This is a genomic window from Variovorax sp. YR752 (assembly GCF_943372545.1).
Genome location: NZ_CALRZC010000010.1, coordinates 62,465 through 80,736 on the forward strand (window position 1 = coordinate 62,465; position 18,272 = coordinate 80,736).

The following is an 18,272-nucleotide window of genomic DNA, read 5'->3' on the forward strand; positions in this document are numbered from 1 at the left end:
ATGCGGGAATGGGCTGATTCTGACCCACACGGCGAGCTGCGTTCTCAGGCCGCGCCGCCGTGGGCGTTGATGAAGCCGCGGTCGATGCGGTCCTTCCAGTGCCACACCCAGCGGCCCTCGGCCGCAAGCTTGCCCCAGCTCGCGATCGCGTAGCGCTCGCCGCAGGCCAGCAGGTTGAGCGCGCGCGGCTGCGGCCGCCAGGGCTCGAGTTGACCGCCGGCGAGGAAGCGGCGCAGGTTCAGTGCCAGCGGCGCGCCGGCGCGCACCGCGTAGACGCCGCTGCGCGGGTGCGCCACATCCAGCCGCGCGGAGACGTCGCCGGCGGCGAACACCTCGGGGTGCGAGCTGCTCTGCAGCGTCGGCCCGGTGGCGACGAAGCCGCGTTCGTCGAGCGCGAGGCCGCAGCCCTGCAACCAGCCCGGCGCGACCGCGGGCAGCGCGATCACCGCGGCGTCGCAGGCCACGCGCGCGCCGCGGCCGAGCAGCACGTGGCTGGCGCTGATCTCGGCGCAGACGTCTTCGAGCACCGTGACCTTGCGGCGCTTGAGCGCGGCCAGCGCGCGCCGCTGCACTCCCGGTGGATGGCTGGGCAACGGCGCCGATCCACCGGTGACGAGACTGACGCGCGAGCGGTCGCCGAGGCGGTGATGCATGGCCAGCGCCAGCTCGACACCGGCCGCGCCGCCGCCGATCACCACGACGCACAGCGGCTTCGCCTGCGCGATCTCGAGCATGCGGCCCCAGAGCTGCGCGAAGGCCTCGATCGGCCGCACGAACAGGCCGTGCTCGCGCGCGCCGGGAATGGCGTCGCGGTCCTGCGTCGCGCCGACGTCGAGGCTGAGCGCGTCATAGGCCAGCGTGCGGCCATCGGCCAGGGTGACGGTGCGCGCCGCGCTGTCGATCGCCGTGGCGCTGGCCTGCAGCAGCCGCACGCCGGCGCGCTCGGCCATCGGCGCCAGCGGCACCGTGCACTGCTCCAGCGTGTAGTGCCCGGCGACGAAGCCCGGCACCATGCCCGAGTAGGTCAGCGTCGGCCAGGGCGTGACCAGCGTGAGCTCGGCGCCGGGCAGCGCCTCGGTGGCGAATGCGCGCATCACCTGCAGGTGCGCATGCCCCCCGCCGAGCAGCAGCAGCTTCTTCATCGGTCGAGCGACAGGTCGGCCACGAAGGCGAGGCTGCGCCCGCCGGTGTTGTCGGCGTCGGCTCCGAAGGCCACGGCGGTGACCGCGGGCACCTGCGTCGCCTCGTCGCCGAACAGGCGCAGGAAGTCGGCCGCCACGTCGCGGTGTTCGTCACGCCAACCGCCGCGGTCACCCTCGCCCGAGCGCAGCACGAGGTAGCGCACGCGGCGGCTGTAGGGGTTCGGCAACGCGGTGCCGGCGGCGAGCTGGCGGTCCCACACGTAGCAGACCGTGGCCGCCGGCAGCGCCTCGCCGGTCTTCGAGCGGGCCAGGCGCAGCAACTGCCGCTCGACGAACGGAACGGCCGCCATCGGCAGGTCGAAGAAGACGCAGACCTTGACGGCGTTGTCGTCGCCCTCCTTGCGGCGCAGGTCGGACTGCTCGACGAAGCGCTCGACGCGCCACGACCACGACAGGCTCAAGCCAGGCGCCTCGGCGCGCAGCGCATGCACGAGGTTGCCGTAGGCGCCCTCGGCCTCGATGCGCACGGCACGCCGTCCATCGATCGTTTCGGCGGCGTAGCGCGTGGCCGGCAGCTGCTGCTGCGGCAGCCGGGCGTCGCGCCACGCCGCGGCGACGCTGCCGTCCGCCGCGACCAGCGGCGGCAGCAACTCGGCCCGCGCCGGCAGTGGCGCGAGCGCGGCGATCGATGCGACGACACCTGCGAGGCCCCATGCGACAGCCCGCCGCATCGTCATGCACGCCTCCAGGCGTGGTACTTCGCCACCCATTCGAGCAGCTTCCTGGGTTGGTGATTGCGCTTCCATTCGCCCGCAGCGTACTTGTTCGCCTCCGACATGGTCGGATAGGTGTGGATGGTGCCGAGGATCTTGTTCAGGCCCAGGCCGTGGCGCATCGCCAGCACGTACTCGGCGAGCAGGTCGCCGGCATGCGCGCCGACGATGGTGACGCCGAGGATGCGGTCCTTGCCCGGCACGGTCAGCACCTTGACGAAGCCGTGCGCGGCGCTGTCGGCAATGGCCCGGTCGAGGTCGTCGATGCCGTACTTCGTGACCTCGAATGCAATGCCCTTCTCCTTCGCCTCCTGCTCGTTGAGGCCGACACGCGCGACCTCCGGGTCGATGAAGGTCGCCCACGGGATCACCGAGTAGTCGGCCTTGAACTTGCGGAAGGTGCCGAACAGCGCATTGACCGAGGCATACCAGGCCTGGTGCGCGCCGACGTGGGTGAACTGGTAGGGCCCGGCGACGTCGCCGGCGGCGAGGATGTTCGGGTAGACCGTCTCGAGGTACTCGTTGGTCTCGACTGTGCGCCCCGCCGGGATGCCGAGTTCCTCCAGCCCGAAACCCTTCAGCCGCGCGACACGGCCGACGGCGCACAACAGCAGGTCGAACTCGACGCGCATCTCCGCGCCGGCATGTTCGACGACGATGAAGCGGCGCTCCCCGTCGCGCTCGCAGCGCAGCGCCTTGTGGCCGGTCAGCACGCGCACGCCGTCGTGTTCCAGCGCCGCCTTCGCCAGCGCCGAGACCTCCTCGTCCTCGCGGATCATGATGCGCGGCGCCATCTCGATCTGCGTGACCTGCGAGCCCAGGCGCGCGAAGCTCTGCGCCAGCTCGCAGCCGATCGGCCCGCCGCCGAGCACGACCAGACGCTGCGGCAGCTCGCGCAGGCCCCACAGCGTGTCGCTGGTCAGGTAGCCAACGTCCTGCAGTCCCGGCAGCGGCGGCACGAAGGGCTCGGCGCCGGTGGCGATCACGATGCTGCGTGTGCTCAGCGTCTGCGTCGTGCCGTCCTCGCGCACGATCTCCACCGTCCACGGGTTGACGATCCTTGCGCTGCCGAGCACCACGTCCACACCGAGGCCGGTGTAGCGCTCGACCGAGTCGTGCGGCTCGATGTCGCGCACCACCTGCGCGACACGTTCCATCACCTGCGCGAAGTCGACGGTGGCGGTGGCGCTGGCGATGCCGTACTTCGCCGACTCGCGCATCTGCTGCAGCAGCGTTGCGGTCTTGATCAGCGCCTTGCTCGGCACGCAGCCGTAGTTCAGGCAGTCGCCGCCCATCTTGTGGCGCTCGACCAGCGTCACCTTCGCCTTCACCACCGCGGCGATGTAGCTGGTCACCAGCCCGGCCGCGCCGGCGCCGATGACGACGAGGTTGCGGTCGAAAGTCTTCGGCTTCACCGGCGCCCAGCGTGCGTAGACCTGGCGCGCCTTGACCGCGTCGACGATCTTCTTGGCCACCAGCGGGAACAGGCCGAGCAGCACGAAGGAGCCGAGCAGACCTGGCGAGAGGATGCCCTGCAGCGAATCGATCTTCGCCAGCTGCGTGCCGGCGTTCACGTAGACCAGCGTGCCGGCGAGCATGCCGAGCTGGCTGACCCAGTAGAAGGTCCAGGCCTTCATCGTCGTCAGGCCCATCAGCAGGTTGATGACGAAGAAGGGGAACAGCGGCACCAGGCGCAGCGTGAACAGGTAGAAGCCGCCTTCCTTGGCGATGCCGCGGTCGACGTCGGCCAGGCGGGTGCCGAAGCGCGCCTTGACGCTGTCGCGCAGCACGTAGCGCGAGGCGAGGAAGGCCAGCGTGGCGCCGATGCTCGACGCGAAGGACACGACGATGGTGCCGACAGCCAGCCCGAAGATCGCGCCGCCGGCCAGCGTCATGATCACCGCGCCGGGCAGCGACAGCGCTGTCACCGCCACGTAGATCGCGAGGAAGACGCCGATCACCAGCGCCGGCCGGCTGTCGTACAGCGCGGCGAACTCGGCCTGACGCTGCTTGACGTAGTCCAGGCTGAGGAAGCGCCCTAGGTCGAAGGCGAAGAACGCGGCGATCACGGCGATCACGGCCAGCACGATGATCAGCTTGCGGCGGTTCATGAAGAGTCCTCGGTGGGGTCGGTCGGCTCCTCGAGCCGGATCACGCGCGCGCCCTCGGGCACGTCGTGCGCATCATGCGTCACCAGCACGGCCGGCACGCCCTGCGCGCGCAGCCGCTCGAACACGAAGCTGCGAAAGCGCTGGCGCAGAGCCATGTCAAGGCGCGAGAACGGTTCGTCGAGCAGCAGCGCCTGCGGCCGCGCGAGCAGTGCGCGCAGCACCGAGACCCGCGAGCGCTGCCCGCCGGACAGCGTGTGTGGCCAGCGCTCGCCGTAACCCGCCAGGCCGGCACTTCCAAGCGCCGCTTCGGCCTCGGCGCGGCGTTGCGCCGCCGGCCCGGCGGGCAGCGCGAAGAGCAGGTTCTCCAGCACCGTGAGGTGGGGGAACAGCAGGTCGTCCTGGAACAGGATGCCGATGCGGCGCTGCGCGGTGGGCAGCGCCGTGACCTCGCGGCCGTCCAGGCGCACGCTGCCGCTGGCTTGCAGCCCCGGCGCCAGCGTGCCGCACAGGAATCCGAGCAGTGAGGACTTGCCCGAGCCGCTCTCGCCCATCACCACCAGCAGCTCGCCGGGGCCGACATGTGCCGACAGGCCCTCGATCAGCGTGCGCTGCGCCGTGGCGATGCGGATGCCCTCCAGCTCCAGCATCAGGCGATCTCCATGCCGAGCCGGTGCGCCTGCCGGCGCCCGAGCCACCAGGCGGCTGCGAAGGCCAGCGCCGGCAGCAGCGCCTGCAGCAGCGCATACGCCGCCAGCAGCGTGCGCTGGCCGCCCGAGGCAAGCGTCAGCGCCTCGGTGGTGACGGTGGCATGCCGCCCGGCGCCGACGAACTGCGTGCTCAGGTACTGCGCGACGCTGACCGCGAAACCCACCGCCAGCGCCGAGGCGACCGGTGCGAGCAGCATCGGCCACTTGATGCGCACGAGGAAGGCAGCGCGCGAGCGGCCGAGTGCCCGCGCCGTCTGCTCGTAGCGCCCGTCGAAGCCGCGGTAGGCCGGTGCCAGCGCCACCAGCGCATAGGGCGCGGTGAACAGGCTGTGCGCCAGCCACAGGCCGGCGAGGCTGCCGTCCAGTCGCAGACTCAGCATCAGCTGGTAGATCCCGGCGACCAGCAGCACGCCCGGCACCAGCATGGTCGCGAAGACCAGCGGCGCGGCGCGGCGGTCCCAGCTGGCCGGTGTGGTCTCCATCCAGGCGACGGCCAGCAGCACGCCGGTCAGCGCCGAGGCCAGCGCCAGGCCGCTGGTGCGCGCCAGCACCGGCAGGCTGCCCGCCACCGCCTGCCAGGCATCGAAGGACACGGTCTGCGGCCACAGCGAGGGGAACGCCCACACGCTGGCGACCGACACGAAGGCCAGCATGGCCAGCACCAGCGCGTAGACCAGCGCCAAAGCGCCCAGCAACGGGGGCACGAGGGCCGTTGCACGCGGCGCCGACGGCCGGTCGCCGCGCACCTGCCGCGCACGCAGCGCGGGGCGCAGCAGGCGCAGTGCGGCCATCGCCAGCAGCGCACCGGCGGCGACGACGAGCGCCACCAGCAGCGCCGCTGCCGCGCCCTGCGCGTTGCTCGCCGCGTCGGCGTCGAGCAGCCACACCCACGCGAGCTGCGCCAGCGTCGGCGGCTGCGTCGGGCCGAGCACCAGCGCCATGTCGACCACGCTGGCCCCATAGGCCCACACCGCCAGCAACGGCAGCGCCAGGCGCGGCAGCAGCTGCGGCCAGAGCACGCGCCACCACACACTCGCCGGCGCATAACCCATCGCCTGCGCGGCCTGCAGCTGCAGCCGCAGTTGTGCCGACTGCGCCACCGGGCGCAGCAGCGCGGCGATGCTCCACAGCAGGAAGGGCAGCTCCTTGCAGACCAGGCCGGCGATCAGCGCCAGGCCGAGCGGGTCGTGCACGGTCGACAGGTCGGGCGGCGAGTCCCATCCCATCAGCGAGGCCACCAGGCGCAGCAGCAGCCCGCTGGGCATCAGCAGCAGGGCGAAGCCGACCGCGAAGGCGGCATGCGGCACCGCGAGCAGGGCACCGAGCGCACGCTCGATGCTCGCCCAGATCGGCGTGCCATGCAGATGGGTGACGATCAGCAGCGCGAGCGCGAGCGAGAGCAGCGTCGCGGCCGCACCCACCCAGACCGACAGCGCCAGCGCGGGAAGCAGCGCCGGGTCGTCGAACAGGCGCGCCCACGCCGAGACATCGGCGGCGCCCTGCAGCGCCAGCACCAGCGAGGCCGCGAGCGGCAGCGCGAACAGCCCGGCCGGCCACCACCAGGCGCGGCCGACGGGGTTCGTCACTGCCCGTAGCGGCGCGCCCATTCGCGCTCGATCACCTCGACCCAGCTGGCATGCGGCTCGGGCAGCACCGGCGCGCCCTGCTGCACCACGCCGGGCGCGCCGCCCTGCGCGAACAGCGCCTTGTCGGCCGCGGCGAGCTTGTCGAGCGCCAGCACGGTCGGGTCACCCCAGTGGCGGATGTCGGCCTTGCGCGATTGCGCCAGCGGCGACTGCATGAAGTTGATCACCACCTGCGCCCCCTCTTTCGCCCGCGCATTGAACGGAATCGCCAGGAAGTGCGTGTTGCCGATCGTGCCGCCAGCATGCTGCCAGCTGATCACGCTGTCGGGCAGGCGCTTCGCCGCGATCTCGTTGGCGGCCTCGTTGGGGTTGAAGGTCAGCGTGACGAAGAGTTCACCGTCGGCCAGCATCTGCCGCATCACCGCATTGCTGGCCGGGAACTGCTTGCCCGAGCGCCACAGCAGTGGGTGCAGTGCATCCAGCGTGCGCCACAGCGGCGCGAGCTGCGCAGCGGCATCGGCCGGGGCCGGCGCGTAGAACGGCTTGCGGTCGCTCGCGGCCTCCAGCAGCACCTGCTTGAGGAAGGTAGTGCCGTGGAAGTTCGGCGGCTTGGGGTAGCTGAAGCGGCCCGGGTTCTTCTTCGCGAACTCGATCAGTTCGGCCAGGCTCTTCGGCGGCTGCACGATGCGCTTGCCGTCGCCGTAGAAGGTGAACTGCGCCATGCCCCAGGCCGCCTCGAAGCCTTCGACCGGCTCGGAGAAGTCGATTCGCGTGGTCGGCTTGCCGGCCACGTCGACCAGGGCGAAGTTCGGCAGTGACTCGGCGAAGGGGCCGTACAGCAGGCCCTCGCGCTTCATCGCGAGGAAGTTCTCGCCGTTGATCCAGGCCATGTCGGCGCTGCCGTCGCTGGTGCGGCCTGCCGCCTTCTCGGCGCGCACGCGCTTGACGAGTTCGGCGGTGTCGCCGAGCTTGACGTGTTCGAGCTTGATGCCGTGCCGCGTGGCCACCTCGCCCGCCACCCACTGCAGGTAGGCATTGACGCGCTCGCTGCCAGCCCAGGCGTTGAAGTAGACGGTCTGGCCGCGCGCGGCACGTTCGATACGCTCCCACGCAGCGGGGTCGGCGGCCTGCGCCGCAGGAAGCCAGGGCGCCAGCGTGGCGGCGGCGATCAGTCGGCGGCGGGACAGCGGCAAGTTCATTGGCAAGATCCGTTCAACGTGGCATTCGGCGAGGGAGCGCGACGCAGTGTATCGGCCCCGCCATCGGCTCACGGCCGCCCTGTCAATCGGGCGCGCAGTGCCGGCACCGCCCAGCGGTCGAGCGACCAGCGGCCCGGCCCCCACAGCAACAGCGCGGCGAGCAGGCTGCCCCAGAACACATGTGCCTGCAGCGCCGGCTCGGCGATCTCGGCCAGGCTGATCACCGCGACCACGTTGACCACGAACAGCCCGGCGGCAGCGAAGCGCCCGGCCAGACCGAGGGCCAGCAGCACCGGCAGCAGCAGTTCGCCGGCGGTGCCAGCCACCGCGGCCACCGCCGGGTCGAGCAGCGGCACCTGGTACTCGTCGGTGAACAGCGCGATGGTGGTCTCGAAGTCGCGCAGCTTGGTCAGCCCGGAGCGGAAGAACACCAGCGCCACGTACAGGCGCGCGGCCAGCGCAGCCGCCGGCTGCAGGTGTTCGAGCGCGGCAATGGCCTGTTCGCCGAAGGACCAGAGGCGGGCCAGCGGCCCGGGGTTCAAGGTGGGGTTCATGGTTGGCATCGTTCAGGGTTCGATCCGTCTGTGTCGGCCAGCGGCAGCACAGCTTTCAGCCAGGACTGCGCGATCGCACGCGGCAGCCAGGCGCCGAAGTCGAAGCCCTCGCCAGCCTCGTGCAGCGCACCGGCGAGCGAGTCGCCGCCCTGCAGCGCGCGCATGAACGCGGCGTCATGATCCAGGAGGCGATGCACGACGGCTCGCCAGCCCGCGCGCGCGACGCACACGGCCTCGCCCTGCCCGGCCGCCAGCGCCACGCGCACCGGCGCGAAGGGGTCGGGGCCCGCGTCGTGGTGCGCGGCATGGATGCTGGCGATCGGCCAGGTCGACGCGAGCACGGCGAGGCCGGGCATCAGGTTCAGCGTGACGGACGCCGGATCGGCCTCGGCGAGCAGGGACAGCGATTCGACCTCGAGCGTCGCATCGGCGGCGCGCTCCGCGGCGTGCAGCGCGAGGTCGAGCCGGGCGGCGTCGGCCAGCCAGGGCCACTCGGCGAGATCGGCTTGCGCAGCGAGCCACGCGGGCAACTCGGCACCCCACTCGGCCACATCGCCACAGCGTGGCGGATGCGCAGCCCACAGTTCGCGGGCCAGGCGCGCGAAGCTCTCTTCCCCGAGCATCGCGGCCACGGTCGGTGCCGCAGCCGCCAGCGCGCGTTCGGCCAGCGCGCCGGCGTTGGCGCGGTAGGCAGCGAGACCACGCTCGGCGCGCGCGCCCTGCTCGCGCAGCGCGGGCGCCGCGTCGTGGCGCAGGATCGCGGCGAGCAACTGCTGCTGGCGCTGCGCTTCAACCAAGACGCTCACTGGACTACCCTCCGCACTGCGTGCTCCGGGATGAGCGCTTGGGAGCGGCCCGGCGCGCTCATGCCGGCAGCGCCTCGGCCATGCCGCACGCTCGCGCCGCCTCGTCGAGCAGCACGTCCAGCGCCGGCAGGTCGGTGTCCCACTCGATCAGCGTCGGCAGCGGGCCGAAACGGTCGATCGTGTGGCGGTAGAGCTGCCACACCGACTCGCGCACGCGGCTGCCGTGGTCGTCGATGACGATGTCGCCGCTGTCGTCGTGCCCGGCGAGGTGGATCTCGGCGACGCTGCCTGGCGCCAACGCGTCGACAAAGGCGCGGCAGTCGGCCAGCGGGTCGGCGCCGCCTGCGTTGCGCGCATTGACCATCAGGTTGTTCAGGTCGAGCAGCAGCGCGCAGCCGCTGCAGCGTGCCAGTTCGGCGAGGAACTGCGCCTCGGCGATGGCGTCGTCCTCGAACGACAGGTAGGCCGACAGGTTCTCCACCGCGATCGGCCGGCGCAGCCGCTCCTGCACCTGCACCACGTTGCGGACCAGGACGGCGAGCGAGGCCTCGGTGAACGCCAGCGGCAGCAGGTCGCTGCCGTGCAGCACGGCGCCGCCGGGCGCGAGCGGCGCCCGCGCGAAGCAGGCGTGGTCGGACACCAGCGCCGGCTCGACGTGCCGCACCAGGCGCTCGAGCCGCTGCAGGTGCCATTCGTCGACGCCGGCCGCCGAGCCGAGCGCGAGCCCGACGCCGTGCAGACTCACCGGGTAGCGCGCGCGCAGTTCGCGCAGCACGGCCAGCGCGGCGCCGCCGTCGGCGAAGAAGTTCTCCGAGTGGACTTCGACGAAGCCCAGCGGCGGCGAGCGCTCGATGAGTTCGGCGTAGTGCGGCTGCCGCGCGCCGATGCCGGCACCGGTTGCCTGCGTCGCGGCGCGCGGCATGGCCTTCACTTCTTCATGCCGGCCTTGACCTCGTCGGCGCTCATGCCCTTCATCTCCTTGCAGGTGCCCTTGGCGACGTACTTCCATTCGCCGCTGTCGTTGTCGACCTTGGACTGGCCGGCGCAAGAGTGCGAGCCGGACAGGTTGGCGCAGTCGTTCTGGCCGGCCTTGGCGATGCCGTAGCACTTCTCCTTGGCCTTGTCCTGCGCGGCGACCTGGCCGACGAGGCCGAGGGCGAGCACGGAAGCCAGGGCGGAGGAGACGATGAGGCGCTGATTCATGGCTGAAACTCCATTGATGGTGGGTGATGTCGTGGTCTCGTCACTGTGCAGGGCACGCCCGCACCGACCTGCCTCCGTCGCCGCCCGGCCGTCGTCCTTACAGCGCGCCCTGGGGCAAAATCGGCCATGCCTGCGCCCCTTCGCCGCGACGACGCCTGGTACCTGTCCCGCCTGGCCCTGCCGTCCGGCCGCCTGCGCATCGTCATCGACACCGACGCCGCCAACGAGATCGACGACCCCTTCGCGATCGCCTGGGCGCTGCGCGTGCCGCAGCGACTGCAGGTCGAGGGCGTCTACGCGGCGCCCTACTCCTTCGCGCACCGCCGCGCCGAGATGAAGCTGCAGGAGCACCGGCAGTTCGATCCGCCCGGGGTCGGCATGGCGCGCAGCGTCGACGAGATCCGCGCGGTGTTCGACGCACTCGGCATCGCCGAAGGCGGGCGCGTGCTGCGCGGCTCGACGCGCTATCTCGCCGCGCTGGACGCGCCCGAGGCCAGCGAGGCCACCGCCCACCTGATCGCGACCGCGATGGCGATGCCCGCCGACGAACCGCTCTACGTGGTGGCGATCGGCTGCGTCACCAACATCGCCAACGCACTGCTGATCGAGCCGGCGATCGCCGAGCGCATCGTCGTCGTCTGGACCAGCGGCTATCCCTCGCACGCGCCGCAGGTCAACGAGTCCTTCAACCTCGAGCAGGACCTGCTCGCCTCGCAGTGGCTGCTCGACAGCGGCGTGCCGCATGTCTACCTGCCTGGCTTCCACGTCGGTGCGCAGCTGCGCCTGTCGCTGCCGGAGATGGAGCGCTGGGTGAAGGATCGCGGCCCGATCGGCGCGCACCTGTTCGAGCTCTACACCCACAACCCGCTGTGGCCGCTGCTGGGCATCGACAGCTTCGAGGCGCACTCCTGGGTCATCTGGGACATCATCAACATCGCCTGGCTGATCGAGCCGGCCTGGGTGCCCAGCAGCATCGTGCGCACGCCACGGCTGGCGGCGGACCGGCGCTGGGTCGCCGACGCGTCGCGCCACCCGATGCGCGAGGCCCATGCAGTGCAGCGCGATGCGATCTTCCGTGCCTTCTTCGAGGCCCTGCCGTTGCCCTGAAGTGATTCGCTGCATCACCGATGCGCCGAATCGATCACTTCGCGCTCGCGCAGCCGCCGGCATGGCCGTGACGGGGCACTCGACGCTGTCGCAGCCGTGAAACCTGTGGATTTGGAGCATGGCAGCGGCTCGATTCCGGCGCACGATCGCGATCTCCTGCGCCGTACCTCCAGCACCGCATGCCCGCCGACGCGCCTGCCGCGGATCCGCAGCCACCCCCCGGCCGCTGGCTGGCGGCGGCCGTGCTGCTCGCCGGTCTGCTGCTGACAGCCTGCTTCGCGGCATGGTCGTGGCAGCGTGAGGCCGCCGAGCAACAGGGTCGCTTCGAGCGCCGCACCGACCGCTTCGCCCAGCTGCTGGCCGGCCGCGTCCAGTCCTACACCGACACCCTGCCCGGCCTGCGCGTCTTCGACGGATCGGACGTGGTGCTCAACGACGCCGAGTTCGCACAGTACGTCGAGGCCATCTCGCTGCAGCGGCGCTTTCCCGGCCTGGCCCTGACCTTCGTCGCCGAGCTTGTGCGCCCCGAACACCGGGCGAACTTCATCACCTCGGTGCGCGAGGACCGCAGCCGCTGGATCGGCGGCCACCCCGGCTTCGACATCCGCCCGGGTGGCGAGCGTCCAGAGCACATGGTGATCCGCCATGTGCACCCGCCCGAGGCGCAGACCTTCGGCTACGACCTCTACGACCCCGGCCAGGCCTACCGGCCCGAGGTGGAGGCGGCGCTGCGCAGCGGCGGCTATGTGGCGACGGGGCCGATCCTGCTGGCGCGCGATCGCGGCGGCACCCTGGTGCCGGCACTGACCAGCGTGGTGATCCGCGCCGGCACCTACGAGACCGTGCTGCCGCCGGCCACGGTCGACGAGCGCCTGCGCCTGGCCAAGGGTGTGGTCGGCATCGCCTTCCGCACCGCCGAGCTGGTGCGCAGCAGCATCCCGGCGGAGCTGCATGACTTCCTGCACGTGCGCATCACCGATGCGCAGGCCGCACGCCACGGCCAGGCCGCCACCGTGTTCGACAGCGCCTGGCTCGACCCGGGCCGCTCGCGCGAGGCGAATGGGCCGGTCCGGAAGCTGATGCTCGACGTGGCGGACCGCCGCTGGGACATCGAGGTCGGCGTGCAGCAGGGGGCGAGCCCGGATGGATTGGACAACGCGACCATGCTGGCCCTGCTGCTCGGCGTGCTGCTGTCGGGCTCGCTGGCGGCGATGACGCACACCCTGGTGCGCGCCCACGCCGGCAAGGAGCGCGAGGTGCGCGAGGCGACCGCGCAACTGCAGGCCGAGAAGCGCAGCCTCGAGCAGAGCGAACGCCGCTACCGCATGCTGTTCGAGAACAGCATGGACGCGGTGCTGCGCACGCGCCCCGACGGCGGCGTGCTCGCCGCCAACCCGGCCGCGTGCGCGCTGTTCCGCGCCAGCGAAGCGCAGTTGCGCGCGCTCGGCCGCGGCGGCATGGTCGATGAGAGCGACCCGCGCCTGGCCGCCCTGCTCGAGCAGCGCGCGCGCAGCGGCAGCGCGTCGGGCCAGTTGCGCATGAGGCGGGCCGACGGCAGCCTGTTCGAGGCCGAGCTGTCGTCGACCACCTATGTCGACGACGACGGCGCGATCAGCAGCAGCCTGATCGTGCGTGACGTCACCGATCGCGAGCGCGCCGCCGCGCAGCAGGCCGAGCTGACCTCCATCCTCGACGCCACGCCGGACTACGTGGCTTCGGCCACGCCGGAAGGCGAGCTCACCTTCCTCAACCGCGCGGGGCGCCGCATGCTCGGGCTGGCGGTCGACGCCGAACTGACCGGCCTGCGCTTCGAGCATTGCCACCCGCCGTGGGCGGTGCGCGCCATCCTGGAGGTCGGTGTGCCCGCGGCACGGCGCAGCGGCGTGTGGGCGGGGCAGCTGGCGATCGCCTGCGCCGACGGCCACGAGCTGCCGGTCTCGCAGGTGATCATCTGCCTGCGCGATGCGCAGGGCAAGGTCACCCGCATGTCGACCGTCGCGCGCGACCTCAGCGACCTGCACGCGGCGCAGGCGCAGCAGCGCGAGCTGGAGACGCGCCTGCGCGAGGCACAGAAGATGGAGTCGATCGGCACGCTGGCGGGCGGCGTGGCACACGACTTCAACAACGTGCTGGCCGCCATCCTCGGCAACCTGAGCATCGCGCGCGAGGACCTCGCGCCCGACCACCCGGCGCAACGGCCGCTGGTGCTGGTGAACCAGGCGGCCGTGCGGGCGCGCTCGCTGGTGCAGCAGATCCTCGCCTTCAGCCGCCGGCTACCGCAGGAGCGCGTGGTGCAGCCCCTGGCGCCGCTGGTGGAGGAGTCGATCGCGCTGCTGCACGCCACGCTGCCGGCCTCGGTACAGCTCGAGGCCCGCATCGCGGCCGAGCCGCTGCTCGTCGAGGTCGACGCGGCACAGATCCAGCAGGTGCTGCTCAACCTGTGCACCAACGCCTGGCAGGCTCTGCCGGAACAGAACGGACGCATCGGCGTCGAACTGGCTGCGTCGACGGAAGGCACGGCCGCCGCGGCGCCGACCCATGCCCGCCTGCGCGTCAGCGACGACGGCTGCGGCATGGACGAGGCCACGCGCTCGCGCATCTTCGAGCCCTTCTTCACCACCAAGCCGGTCGGCCAGGGCACGGGCCTCGGCCTGGCGGTGGTGCATGGCATCGTCACTGCCAGCGGCGGCCGCATCGTGGTCGACAGCGCGCCGGGGCGCGGCACGCGCATCGATGTCTTCCTGCCGCTGCGCGACGCCCCCGCCGGCCTGCCCGCGAGCCCGGCCACGGCACAGCGGGAAGCCCATCGTGGCCACGGCGAACGCGTGCTGCTGGTCGACGACGACGACGTGGTCGGGATGACCATCGAGGCCCTGCTGCTGCGCGCCGGCTACCAGGTCACACGGGTCGACAGCGGCCTGGCGGCGATCGAGACGGTGCGCGGGGCGCCGCAGGCCCATGAGCTGGTGGTCACCGACTACAACATGCCCGGCCTGTCCGGCCTGGCCGTGGCCGAGCAGCTCGCGAGCATCGCGCCGCAGTTGCCGGTGGTCATCACCTCGGGCTACGTCACCGAGGAGCTGCTGGCCCGCGCCCACGCGCTGGGCGTTCGCGGCGTGCTGCTCAAGGAGCACAGCCTCGAGCGCCTGGCCGGCGTGGTGAGCGACGCCCTCGCCGGCGGGCCGGCGATCGGTCCAGGCTGATGCCCTCGAGCGGATCCTGCCGGCCTTGAACGCGCCCTGACAGCGACGATCAGGCCGCGCGGCGCGCGGTGTGCTCCGCACGCGCGGGGCCAATCGTCAACGAGACCTCGCCGACGCCGTCGACATGGCCGCCGATGCGGTCACCCGGCAGCACCGCGCCGACCCCCTCGGGCGTGCCGGTGTAGATCAGGTCGCCAGGCTGCAGCTCGTAGAACTGCGACAGGTCCTCGATGATCTCGCGGATGTTCCAGATCAGCTTGTCGAGATCCGACTTCTGCCGGGTCTGGCCGTTGACCGCCAGCTCGATCGCGCCGCGCTCGAGCACCACGCCCGGCATCGGCACCACCTCCGAGCAGACCGAGGACTGCTCGACGTCCTTGCCCAGGTCCCAGGGCCGGCCCTTGTCGCGGGCGATCAGCTGCAGGTCGCGGCGCGTCATGTCCAGGCCGCAGGCGTAGCCGTAGATCAGCTCGTGTGCCCGCGCGGCCGGCACCTGGAAGCCCGGCTTGCCGATCACGACCACGAGTTCCATCTCGAAGTGGAAGTTCTGCGTGCCGCTGGGGTAGGCAACGGTCGCGCCCGACTCGACGACGGTGTCGAGCGACTTGGTGAAGTAGAACGGTCGCTCGGCGCTCTTGTCGACCGGCCGACCCATCTCGACGGCATGGGCGTGGTAGTTGCGTCCGACGAAGAAGAGGCGGCGCACCGGCGCGCGCTGGCTGCTGCCGCGCACCGGCAGCGACGGGACGGGCTGCGGCGCCCAGAGGAAGTTCGCTTGGCTCATGGAAAAGTCTTTCGGCAAGAGGTGTCGGGTTCAGCCGCGGTGTTCGTCGCGGTGTTCGAACACGCCGAGCTTGGTGTGCAGCGGCGTCTCGTCGGCGATGAAGAGGAAGGACGGCTCGCTGGCCGAGCGGTTGCGCAGCGTGACGGCGGTGTAGCCCGGCGCGCAGCAGGTGTCGGCCTCGGCGAGCGTGAAGGCCTGGTCGGCCACGCGCACCTCGGCGCCGCCCTCGATGACGTGGAACACCATCGCCGGCGAGCGCACCGGCAGCGTCAGCGCCTGGCCCGGGCGCAGCATCAGCGCGTAGTAGCCGAGGATGTTCTGCGCGTGCGCGCCGGTCTCGGGGTTGACGTAGGTGACCTGCACCGCCTCGAGCTCGGGCTGCTGCGCGGCCAGCGCCTGCAGCGCCGCGCGCGTCTGCGCCCAGGGGTAGCGCAGCATCGGGTAGGCCTTGGCCGAGCGCGTGAAGACCGGCGTGGGCAGCACGCCGCCGCGCACGTAGCCGCCCTCGCCGCTGCCGGGCTTGACCGTCTGGCGCGGGCCGTCGACGTGGTAGCTGGCCTCCATGTAGTAGACCAGCGGCAGGTCCAGAACGTCGAGCCAGACGACCGGCTGGTCGCCGTCGTGGCCGTGTTCGTGCCACAGGCCGGTCGGCGTGAGGATCAGGTCGCCGCGCGACATCGGGCACTTCTCGCCATCGACCGTGGTGTAGGCGCCCTCGCCCTCGACGATCATGCGCACCGCGTTCGGCGTGTGGCGGTGCGACGGTGCCCATTCGCCCGGCAGAAGCAGTTGCATGCCGAGATAGATGGCCGCGCTGGCCTGCATCTTCTCCAGGCCGTGGCCGGGGTTGGCGAGCACCAGCACGCGGCGCTCGGCCTTTTCGATCGGCGTCAGCTCGCCGGCCTTCAGCAGCAGCGGGCGCAGCGCCTGATAGGACCAGGCGGTGGCACGTGTGTTCGGCCGCGGCTGGCCCGGCGGCAGCACGGCGCGCAGGCTGGGCCACAGCGGCACCAGGTTGAGCGCGCGCAGTTGCTCGACGTAGTCGGCCGGCAGGTCTTCGAGTCTTCCGAGTTCGTTCATGGGTGTCTCCTGTGGATTCAGTGCGCGGCGAGGCAGTTGCCGACATTCCACCCGTACAGCCATTCCATCGCGTCGTAGAAGCGCTCCGGCGAGCGGCCGCGCCACAAGTCGTTGCGCACCAGGCGCTCGACGCCCTTGGCGTGGTAGATGCGGCCCATCTCGCGCGAGCTGAGCACGATGCGTGCGGTGCGGGCGATGCGCGAGCGCTGGTAGAGCTCGAGCGCCTTGGCCCAGTCGTTGTGGTGAACGCGCAGCGCCTCGCCCAGCGTCACCGCATCCTCCATCGCCATGCAGGCACCCTGCGCCATGTACTGCGTGGTCGGGTGCGCCGCATCGCCGAGCAGCGTGGCGCGGCCGTAGGTCCATTGGGCTATCGGCTCGCGGTCGGCGGTGGCCCAGCGCTTCCAGCTCTTCGGCAGGTCGATCAGCTGGCGCGCCTTCGGGCTGATGCCCTGGAAGTAGCTCTGCACCTCCTCCTTGCTGCCTTCGGTGACGCCCCACTGCTCCTGCTCGCGGCTGTGGAAGGTGACGACCACGTTGTACTGCTCGCCGCCGCGCAGCGGGTAGTGCACCAGGTGGCAGTTCGGGCCGACCCAGATGCTCGCCGCGTTCCACTGCAACTCGAGCGGGAAGTCCTTCTTGTCGACCACCGCGCGGTAGACCACGTGGCCGGTGACCCGCGCCGGATCGCCGACGTACTGCTCGCGCACCACCGACTTGACGCCGTCGGCGCCGATCAGCGCAGCGCCACGGTGCACGCCGCCCTTCTGGTCGAACACCGTCACCCCCTCGGCGTCCTGCTCGATGCGCTCGACCCGCGTCGAGGTGAGGAACTCCACGCGGCCGGAGGCCTGCGCACCTTCGAGCAGCGACAGGTGCACGTCGGCGCGGTGGATCACCGCGTAGGGGTTGCCGAAGCGCTGGCGGAAGGCCTCGCCGGTGGGGATCTTGCCGACCTGGTACTCGTCGATCGCGTCGTGCATCACCATGCAGTCGGTGTAGACGGCACGGCTGCGTGCCTGCGCTCCGACACCCAGCGCGTCGAAGGCGTGGAAGGCGTTGGGGCCGAGCTGGATGCCGGCGCCGATCTCGCCGATCTCGGGCGCCTGCTCGAGCACGGTGACGCGGAAGCCCTGGCGCACCAGCGCCAGCGCGGCTGCCAGGCCGCCAATGCCGCCGCCGGCGACGACCACGGGAAGGGATGCGGATTCGACGGACATTCGGGTCACCTCAAAGAACGCACACTAATTGTCAGTACACTTAGCATCAGTGTAGTGATAACATGCACTTCCGTTCCCAGGGATTACCCGCAGCGCCGTGCCATCCGTCAAGAAGACCACCCCGCCGCCGCAGGGCATCGACGCGCTGCCGGGCCACTACATCCGCCGCCTGCAGCAGATCGCGGTGGCCATCTTCCTGCAGGAGACCGAGGCGCACGGCATCACGCCTGTGCAGTACGCGGCGCTGCAGACGGTGGCCAACACCCCCGGCGTGGACCAGCGCACACTGGCCGGCAGCATCGGCCTGGACACCTCGACGGTGGCCGGCGTGGTCGACCGGCTCGAGTCCCGCGGGCTGCTGCAGCGCGGCGCCTCGCCGAACGACCGCCGCGTGCGCCTGCTGACGCTGACCGACGCCGGTCAGGCCCTGCTCGCCGCCGTGCTGCCCGACATGCACAAGGCGCAGCAGCGCATCCTCGCGCCGCTGCCCAAGGCGGAGCGCGCCGAGTTCATGCGCATGCTGCGCACGCTGGTGGAGGCCAACAACGAGTTGAGCCGGGCACCGAGCGAGGGTTGAACTGCAGGGTCGCGTCCAGGGATCGAGAAACGGGATTCTCCGCAGCGGCGACTCTTGGCGCCCTGAGCTGAAGTTTGCGCGGGTCTGCTTTCGTGCCTTCTATGAGCGTCGCGGCAGGCGCTGCCCGCTGGTGGCTCATTCGGCGGCGGGCGACGCTGCGCGCCGACTCCACTGCGATGCTCGCGCCAGGGTCGTGCCGCAGAACTCACTTCGCGACCTG

General features: G+C 71.5%; 16 protein-coding genes. 3 read left to right on the forward strand and 13 right to left on the reverse strand.

Annotated elements, in window-relative coordinates:
- Positions 1-44 precede the first annotated feature (44 nt).
- The 10 genes from AAG801_RS03985 to AAG801_RS04030 form a co-directional block, all read right to left on the reverse strand.
- A complete protein-coding gene (locus AAG801_RS03985; RefSeq protein ID WP_341887258.1) occupies positions 45-1,142 on the reverse strand; it encodes an FAD-dependent oxidoreductase in 1,098 nt (365 codons plus the stop codon).
- Positions 1,139-1,879, reverse strand: coding sequence for a DUF3047 domain-containing protein (locus AAG801_RS03990; protein ID WP_341887259.1), 741 nt, complete (start codon positions 1,877-1,879; stop codon positions 1,139-1,141). The genes AAG801_RS03985 and AAG801_RS03990 overlap by 4 nt, the downstream gene beginning before the upstream one ends.
- Positions 1,876-4,026: an FAD-dependent oxidoreductase gene (locus tag AAG801_RS03995; protein ID WP_341887260.1), complete on the reverse strand. Its 2,151-nt coding sequence runs from the start codon at positions 4,024-4,026 to the stop codon at positions 1,876-1,878. Before AAG801_RS03995 ends, AAG801_RS03990 begins: the two co-directional genes overlap by 4 nt.
- Positions 4,023-4,673, reverse strand: coding sequence for an ATP-binding cassette domain-containing protein (locus AAG801_RS04000; protein ID WP_341887261.1), 651 nt, complete (start codon positions 4,671-4,673; stop codon positions 4,023-4,025). Before AAG801_RS04000 ends, AAG801_RS03995 begins: the two co-directional genes overlap by 4 nt.
- A complete protein-coding gene (locus tag AAG801_RS04005) occupies positions 4,673-6,319 on the reverse strand; it encodes an ABC transporter permease (protein WP_341887262.1) in 1,647 nt (548 codons plus the stop codon). The genes AAG801_RS04000 and AAG801_RS04005 overlap by 1 nt, the downstream gene beginning before the upstream one ends.
- Positions 6,316-7,518, reverse strand: coding sequence for an ABC transporter substrate-binding protein (locus AAG801_RS04010; RefSeq protein WP_341887263.1), 1,203 nt, complete (start codon positions 7,516-7,518; stop codon positions 6,316-6,318). The genes AAG801_RS04005 and AAG801_RS04010 overlap by 4 nt, the downstream gene beginning before the upstream one ends.
- 68 nt (positions 7,519-7,586) lie before the next feature.
- Positions 7,587-8,072 carry a DoxX family protein gene (locus AAG801_RS04015; RefSeq protein ID WP_341887264.1) on the reverse strand — a complete coding sequence of 162 codons (486 nt, stop codon included), beginning with the start codon at positions 8,070-8,072 and terminating at the stop codon, positions 7,587-7,589.
- Entirely contained in the window at positions 8,069-8,878 is an 810-nt protein-coding gene (locus AAG801_RS04020) for a putative DNA-binding domain-containing protein (protein WP_341887265.1), read from the reverse strand. The genes AAG801_RS04015 and AAG801_RS04020 overlap by 4 nt, the downstream gene beginning before the upstream one ends.
- A 58-nt stretch (positions 8,879-8,936) precedes the next feature.
- Positions 8,937-9,800: a DUF692 domain-containing protein gene (locus AAG801_RS04025; RefSeq protein ID WP_341887266.1), complete on the reverse strand. Its 864-nt coding sequence runs from the start codon at positions 9,798-9,800 to the stop codon at positions 8,937-8,939.
- Between the two features lie 5 nt (positions 9,801-9,805).
- Positions 9,806-10,081, reverse strand: a complete 276-nt coding sequence (locus tag AAG801_RS04030) for a DUF2282 domain-containing protein (RefSeq protein WP_341887267.1) — start codon at positions 10,079-10,081, stop codon at positions 9,806-9,808.
- 126 nt (positions 10,082-10,207) lie between these two features.
- Here AAG801_RS04030 and AAG801_RS04035 point away from each other — a divergent pair, with 126 nt between their 5' ends.
- Positions 10,208-11,188, forward strand: coding sequence for a nucleoside hydrolase (locus AAG801_RS04035; protein WP_341887268.1), 981 nt, complete (start codon positions 10,208-10,210; stop codon positions 11,186-11,188).
- 179 nt (positions 11,189-11,367) lie between these two features.
- A complete protein-coding gene (locus AAG801_RS04040; RefSeq protein WP_341887269.1) occupies positions 11,368-14,391 on the forward strand; it encodes a CHASE domain-containing protein in 3,024 nt (1,007 codons plus the stop codon).
- Between the two features lie 49 nt (positions 14,392-14,440).
- Here the strand turns inward: AAG801_RS04040 and AAG801_RS04045 are convergent, their stop codons facing one another.
- From AAG801_RS04045 to AAG801_RS04055, 3 genes are read right to left on the reverse strand one after another with little or no spacing between them, the layout of a single operon-like run.
- Positions 14,441-15,175 carry a fumarylacetoacetate hydrolase family protein gene (locus AAG801_RS04045; RefSeq protein WP_341887270.1) on the reverse strand — a complete coding sequence of 245 codons (735 nt, stop codon included), beginning with the start codon at positions 15,173-15,175 and terminating at the stop codon, positions 14,441-14,443.
- 30 nt (positions 15,176-15,205) lie between these two features.
- Positions 15,206-16,255 (reverse strand): cupin domain-containing protein, encoded by a 1,050-nt coding sequence (locus AAG801_RS04050; RefSeq protein ID WP_341887271.1) that lies wholly within the window; start codon positions 16,253-16,255, stop codon positions 15,206-15,208.
- Positions 16,256-16,272: 17 nt separating this feature from the next.
- The gene (locus tag AAG801_RS04055; protein WP_341887272.1) at positions 16,273-17,475 is read right to left on the reverse strand and encodes a 3-hydroxybenzoate 6-monooxygenase; all 1,203 of its coding nucleotides are present in this window, start codon (positions 17,473-17,475) and stop codon (positions 16,273-16,275) included.
- Between the two features lie 97 nt (positions 17,476-17,572).
- Here AAG801_RS04055 and AAG801_RS04060 point away from each other — a divergent pair, with 97 nt between their 5' ends.
- Complete coding sequence (locus AAG801_RS04060; RefSeq protein WP_341887273.1) at positions 17,573-18,052, forward strand: MarR family winged helix-turn-helix transcriptional regulator; 480 nt, start codon at positions 17,573-17,575, stop codon at positions 18,050-18,052.
- Positions 18,053-18,272 lie beyond the last annotated feature (220 nt).

Excerpts from the sequence above, each read along its gene's own strand:
- AAG801_RS04055 (WP_341887272.1), bottom strand. The coding sequence starts at position 17,475 with ATGTCCGTCGAATCCGCATCCCTTCCCGTGGTCGTCGCCGGCGGCGGC.
- AAG801_RS04010 (WP_341887263.1), bottom strand. The coding sequence starts at position 7,518 with ATGAACTTGCCGCTGTCCCGCCGCCGACTGATCGCCGCCGCCACGCTG.
- AAG801_RS04000 (WP_341887261.1), bottom strand. The coding sequence starts at position 4,673 with ATGCTGGAGCTGGAGGGCATCCGCATCGCCACGGCGCAGCGCACGCTG.
- AAG801_RS04030 (WP_341887267.1), bottom strand. The coding sequence starts at position 10,081 with ATGAATCAGCGCCTCATCGTCTCCTCCGCCCTGGCTTCCGTGCTCGCC.
- AAG801_RS04050 (WP_341887271.1), bottom strand. The coding sequence starts at position 16,255 with ATGAACGAACTCGGAAGACTCGAAGACCTGCCGGCCGACTACGTCGAG.
- AAG801_RS04015 (WP_341887264.1), bottom strand. The coding sequence starts at position 8,072 with ATGAACCCCACCTTGAACCCCGGGCCGCTGGCCCGCCTCTGGTCCTTC.
- AAG801_RS04040 (WP_341887269.1), top strand. The coding sequence starts at position 11,368 with ATGCCCGCCGACGCGCCTGCCGCGGATCCGCAGCCACCCCCCGGCCGC.
- AAG801_RS03985 (WP_341887258.1), bottom strand. The coding sequence starts at position 1,142 with ATGAAGAAGCTGCTGCTGCTCGGCGGGGGGCATGCGCACCTGCAGGTG.
- AAG801_RS04045 (WP_341887270.1), bottom strand. The coding sequence starts at position 15,175 with ATGAGCCAAGCGAACTTCCTCTGGGCGCCGCAGCCCGTCCCGTCGCTG.
- AAG801_RS04035 (WP_341887268.1), top strand. The coding sequence starts at position 10,208 with ATGCCTGCGCCCCTTCGCCGCGACGACGCCTGGTACCTGTCCCGCCTG.
- AAG801_RS03990 (WP_341887259.1), bottom strand. The coding sequence starts at position 1,879 with ATGACGATGCGGCGGGCTGTCGCATGGGGCCTCGCAGGTGTCGTCGCA.
- AAG801_RS03995 (WP_341887260.1), bottom strand. The coding sequence starts at position 4,026 with ATGAACCGCCGCAAGCTGATCATCGTGCTGGCCGTGATCGCCGTGATC.
- AAG801_RS04025 (WP_341887266.1), bottom strand. The coding sequence starts at position 9,800 with ATGCCGCGCGCCGCGACGCAGGCAACCGGTGCCGGCATCGGCGCGCGG.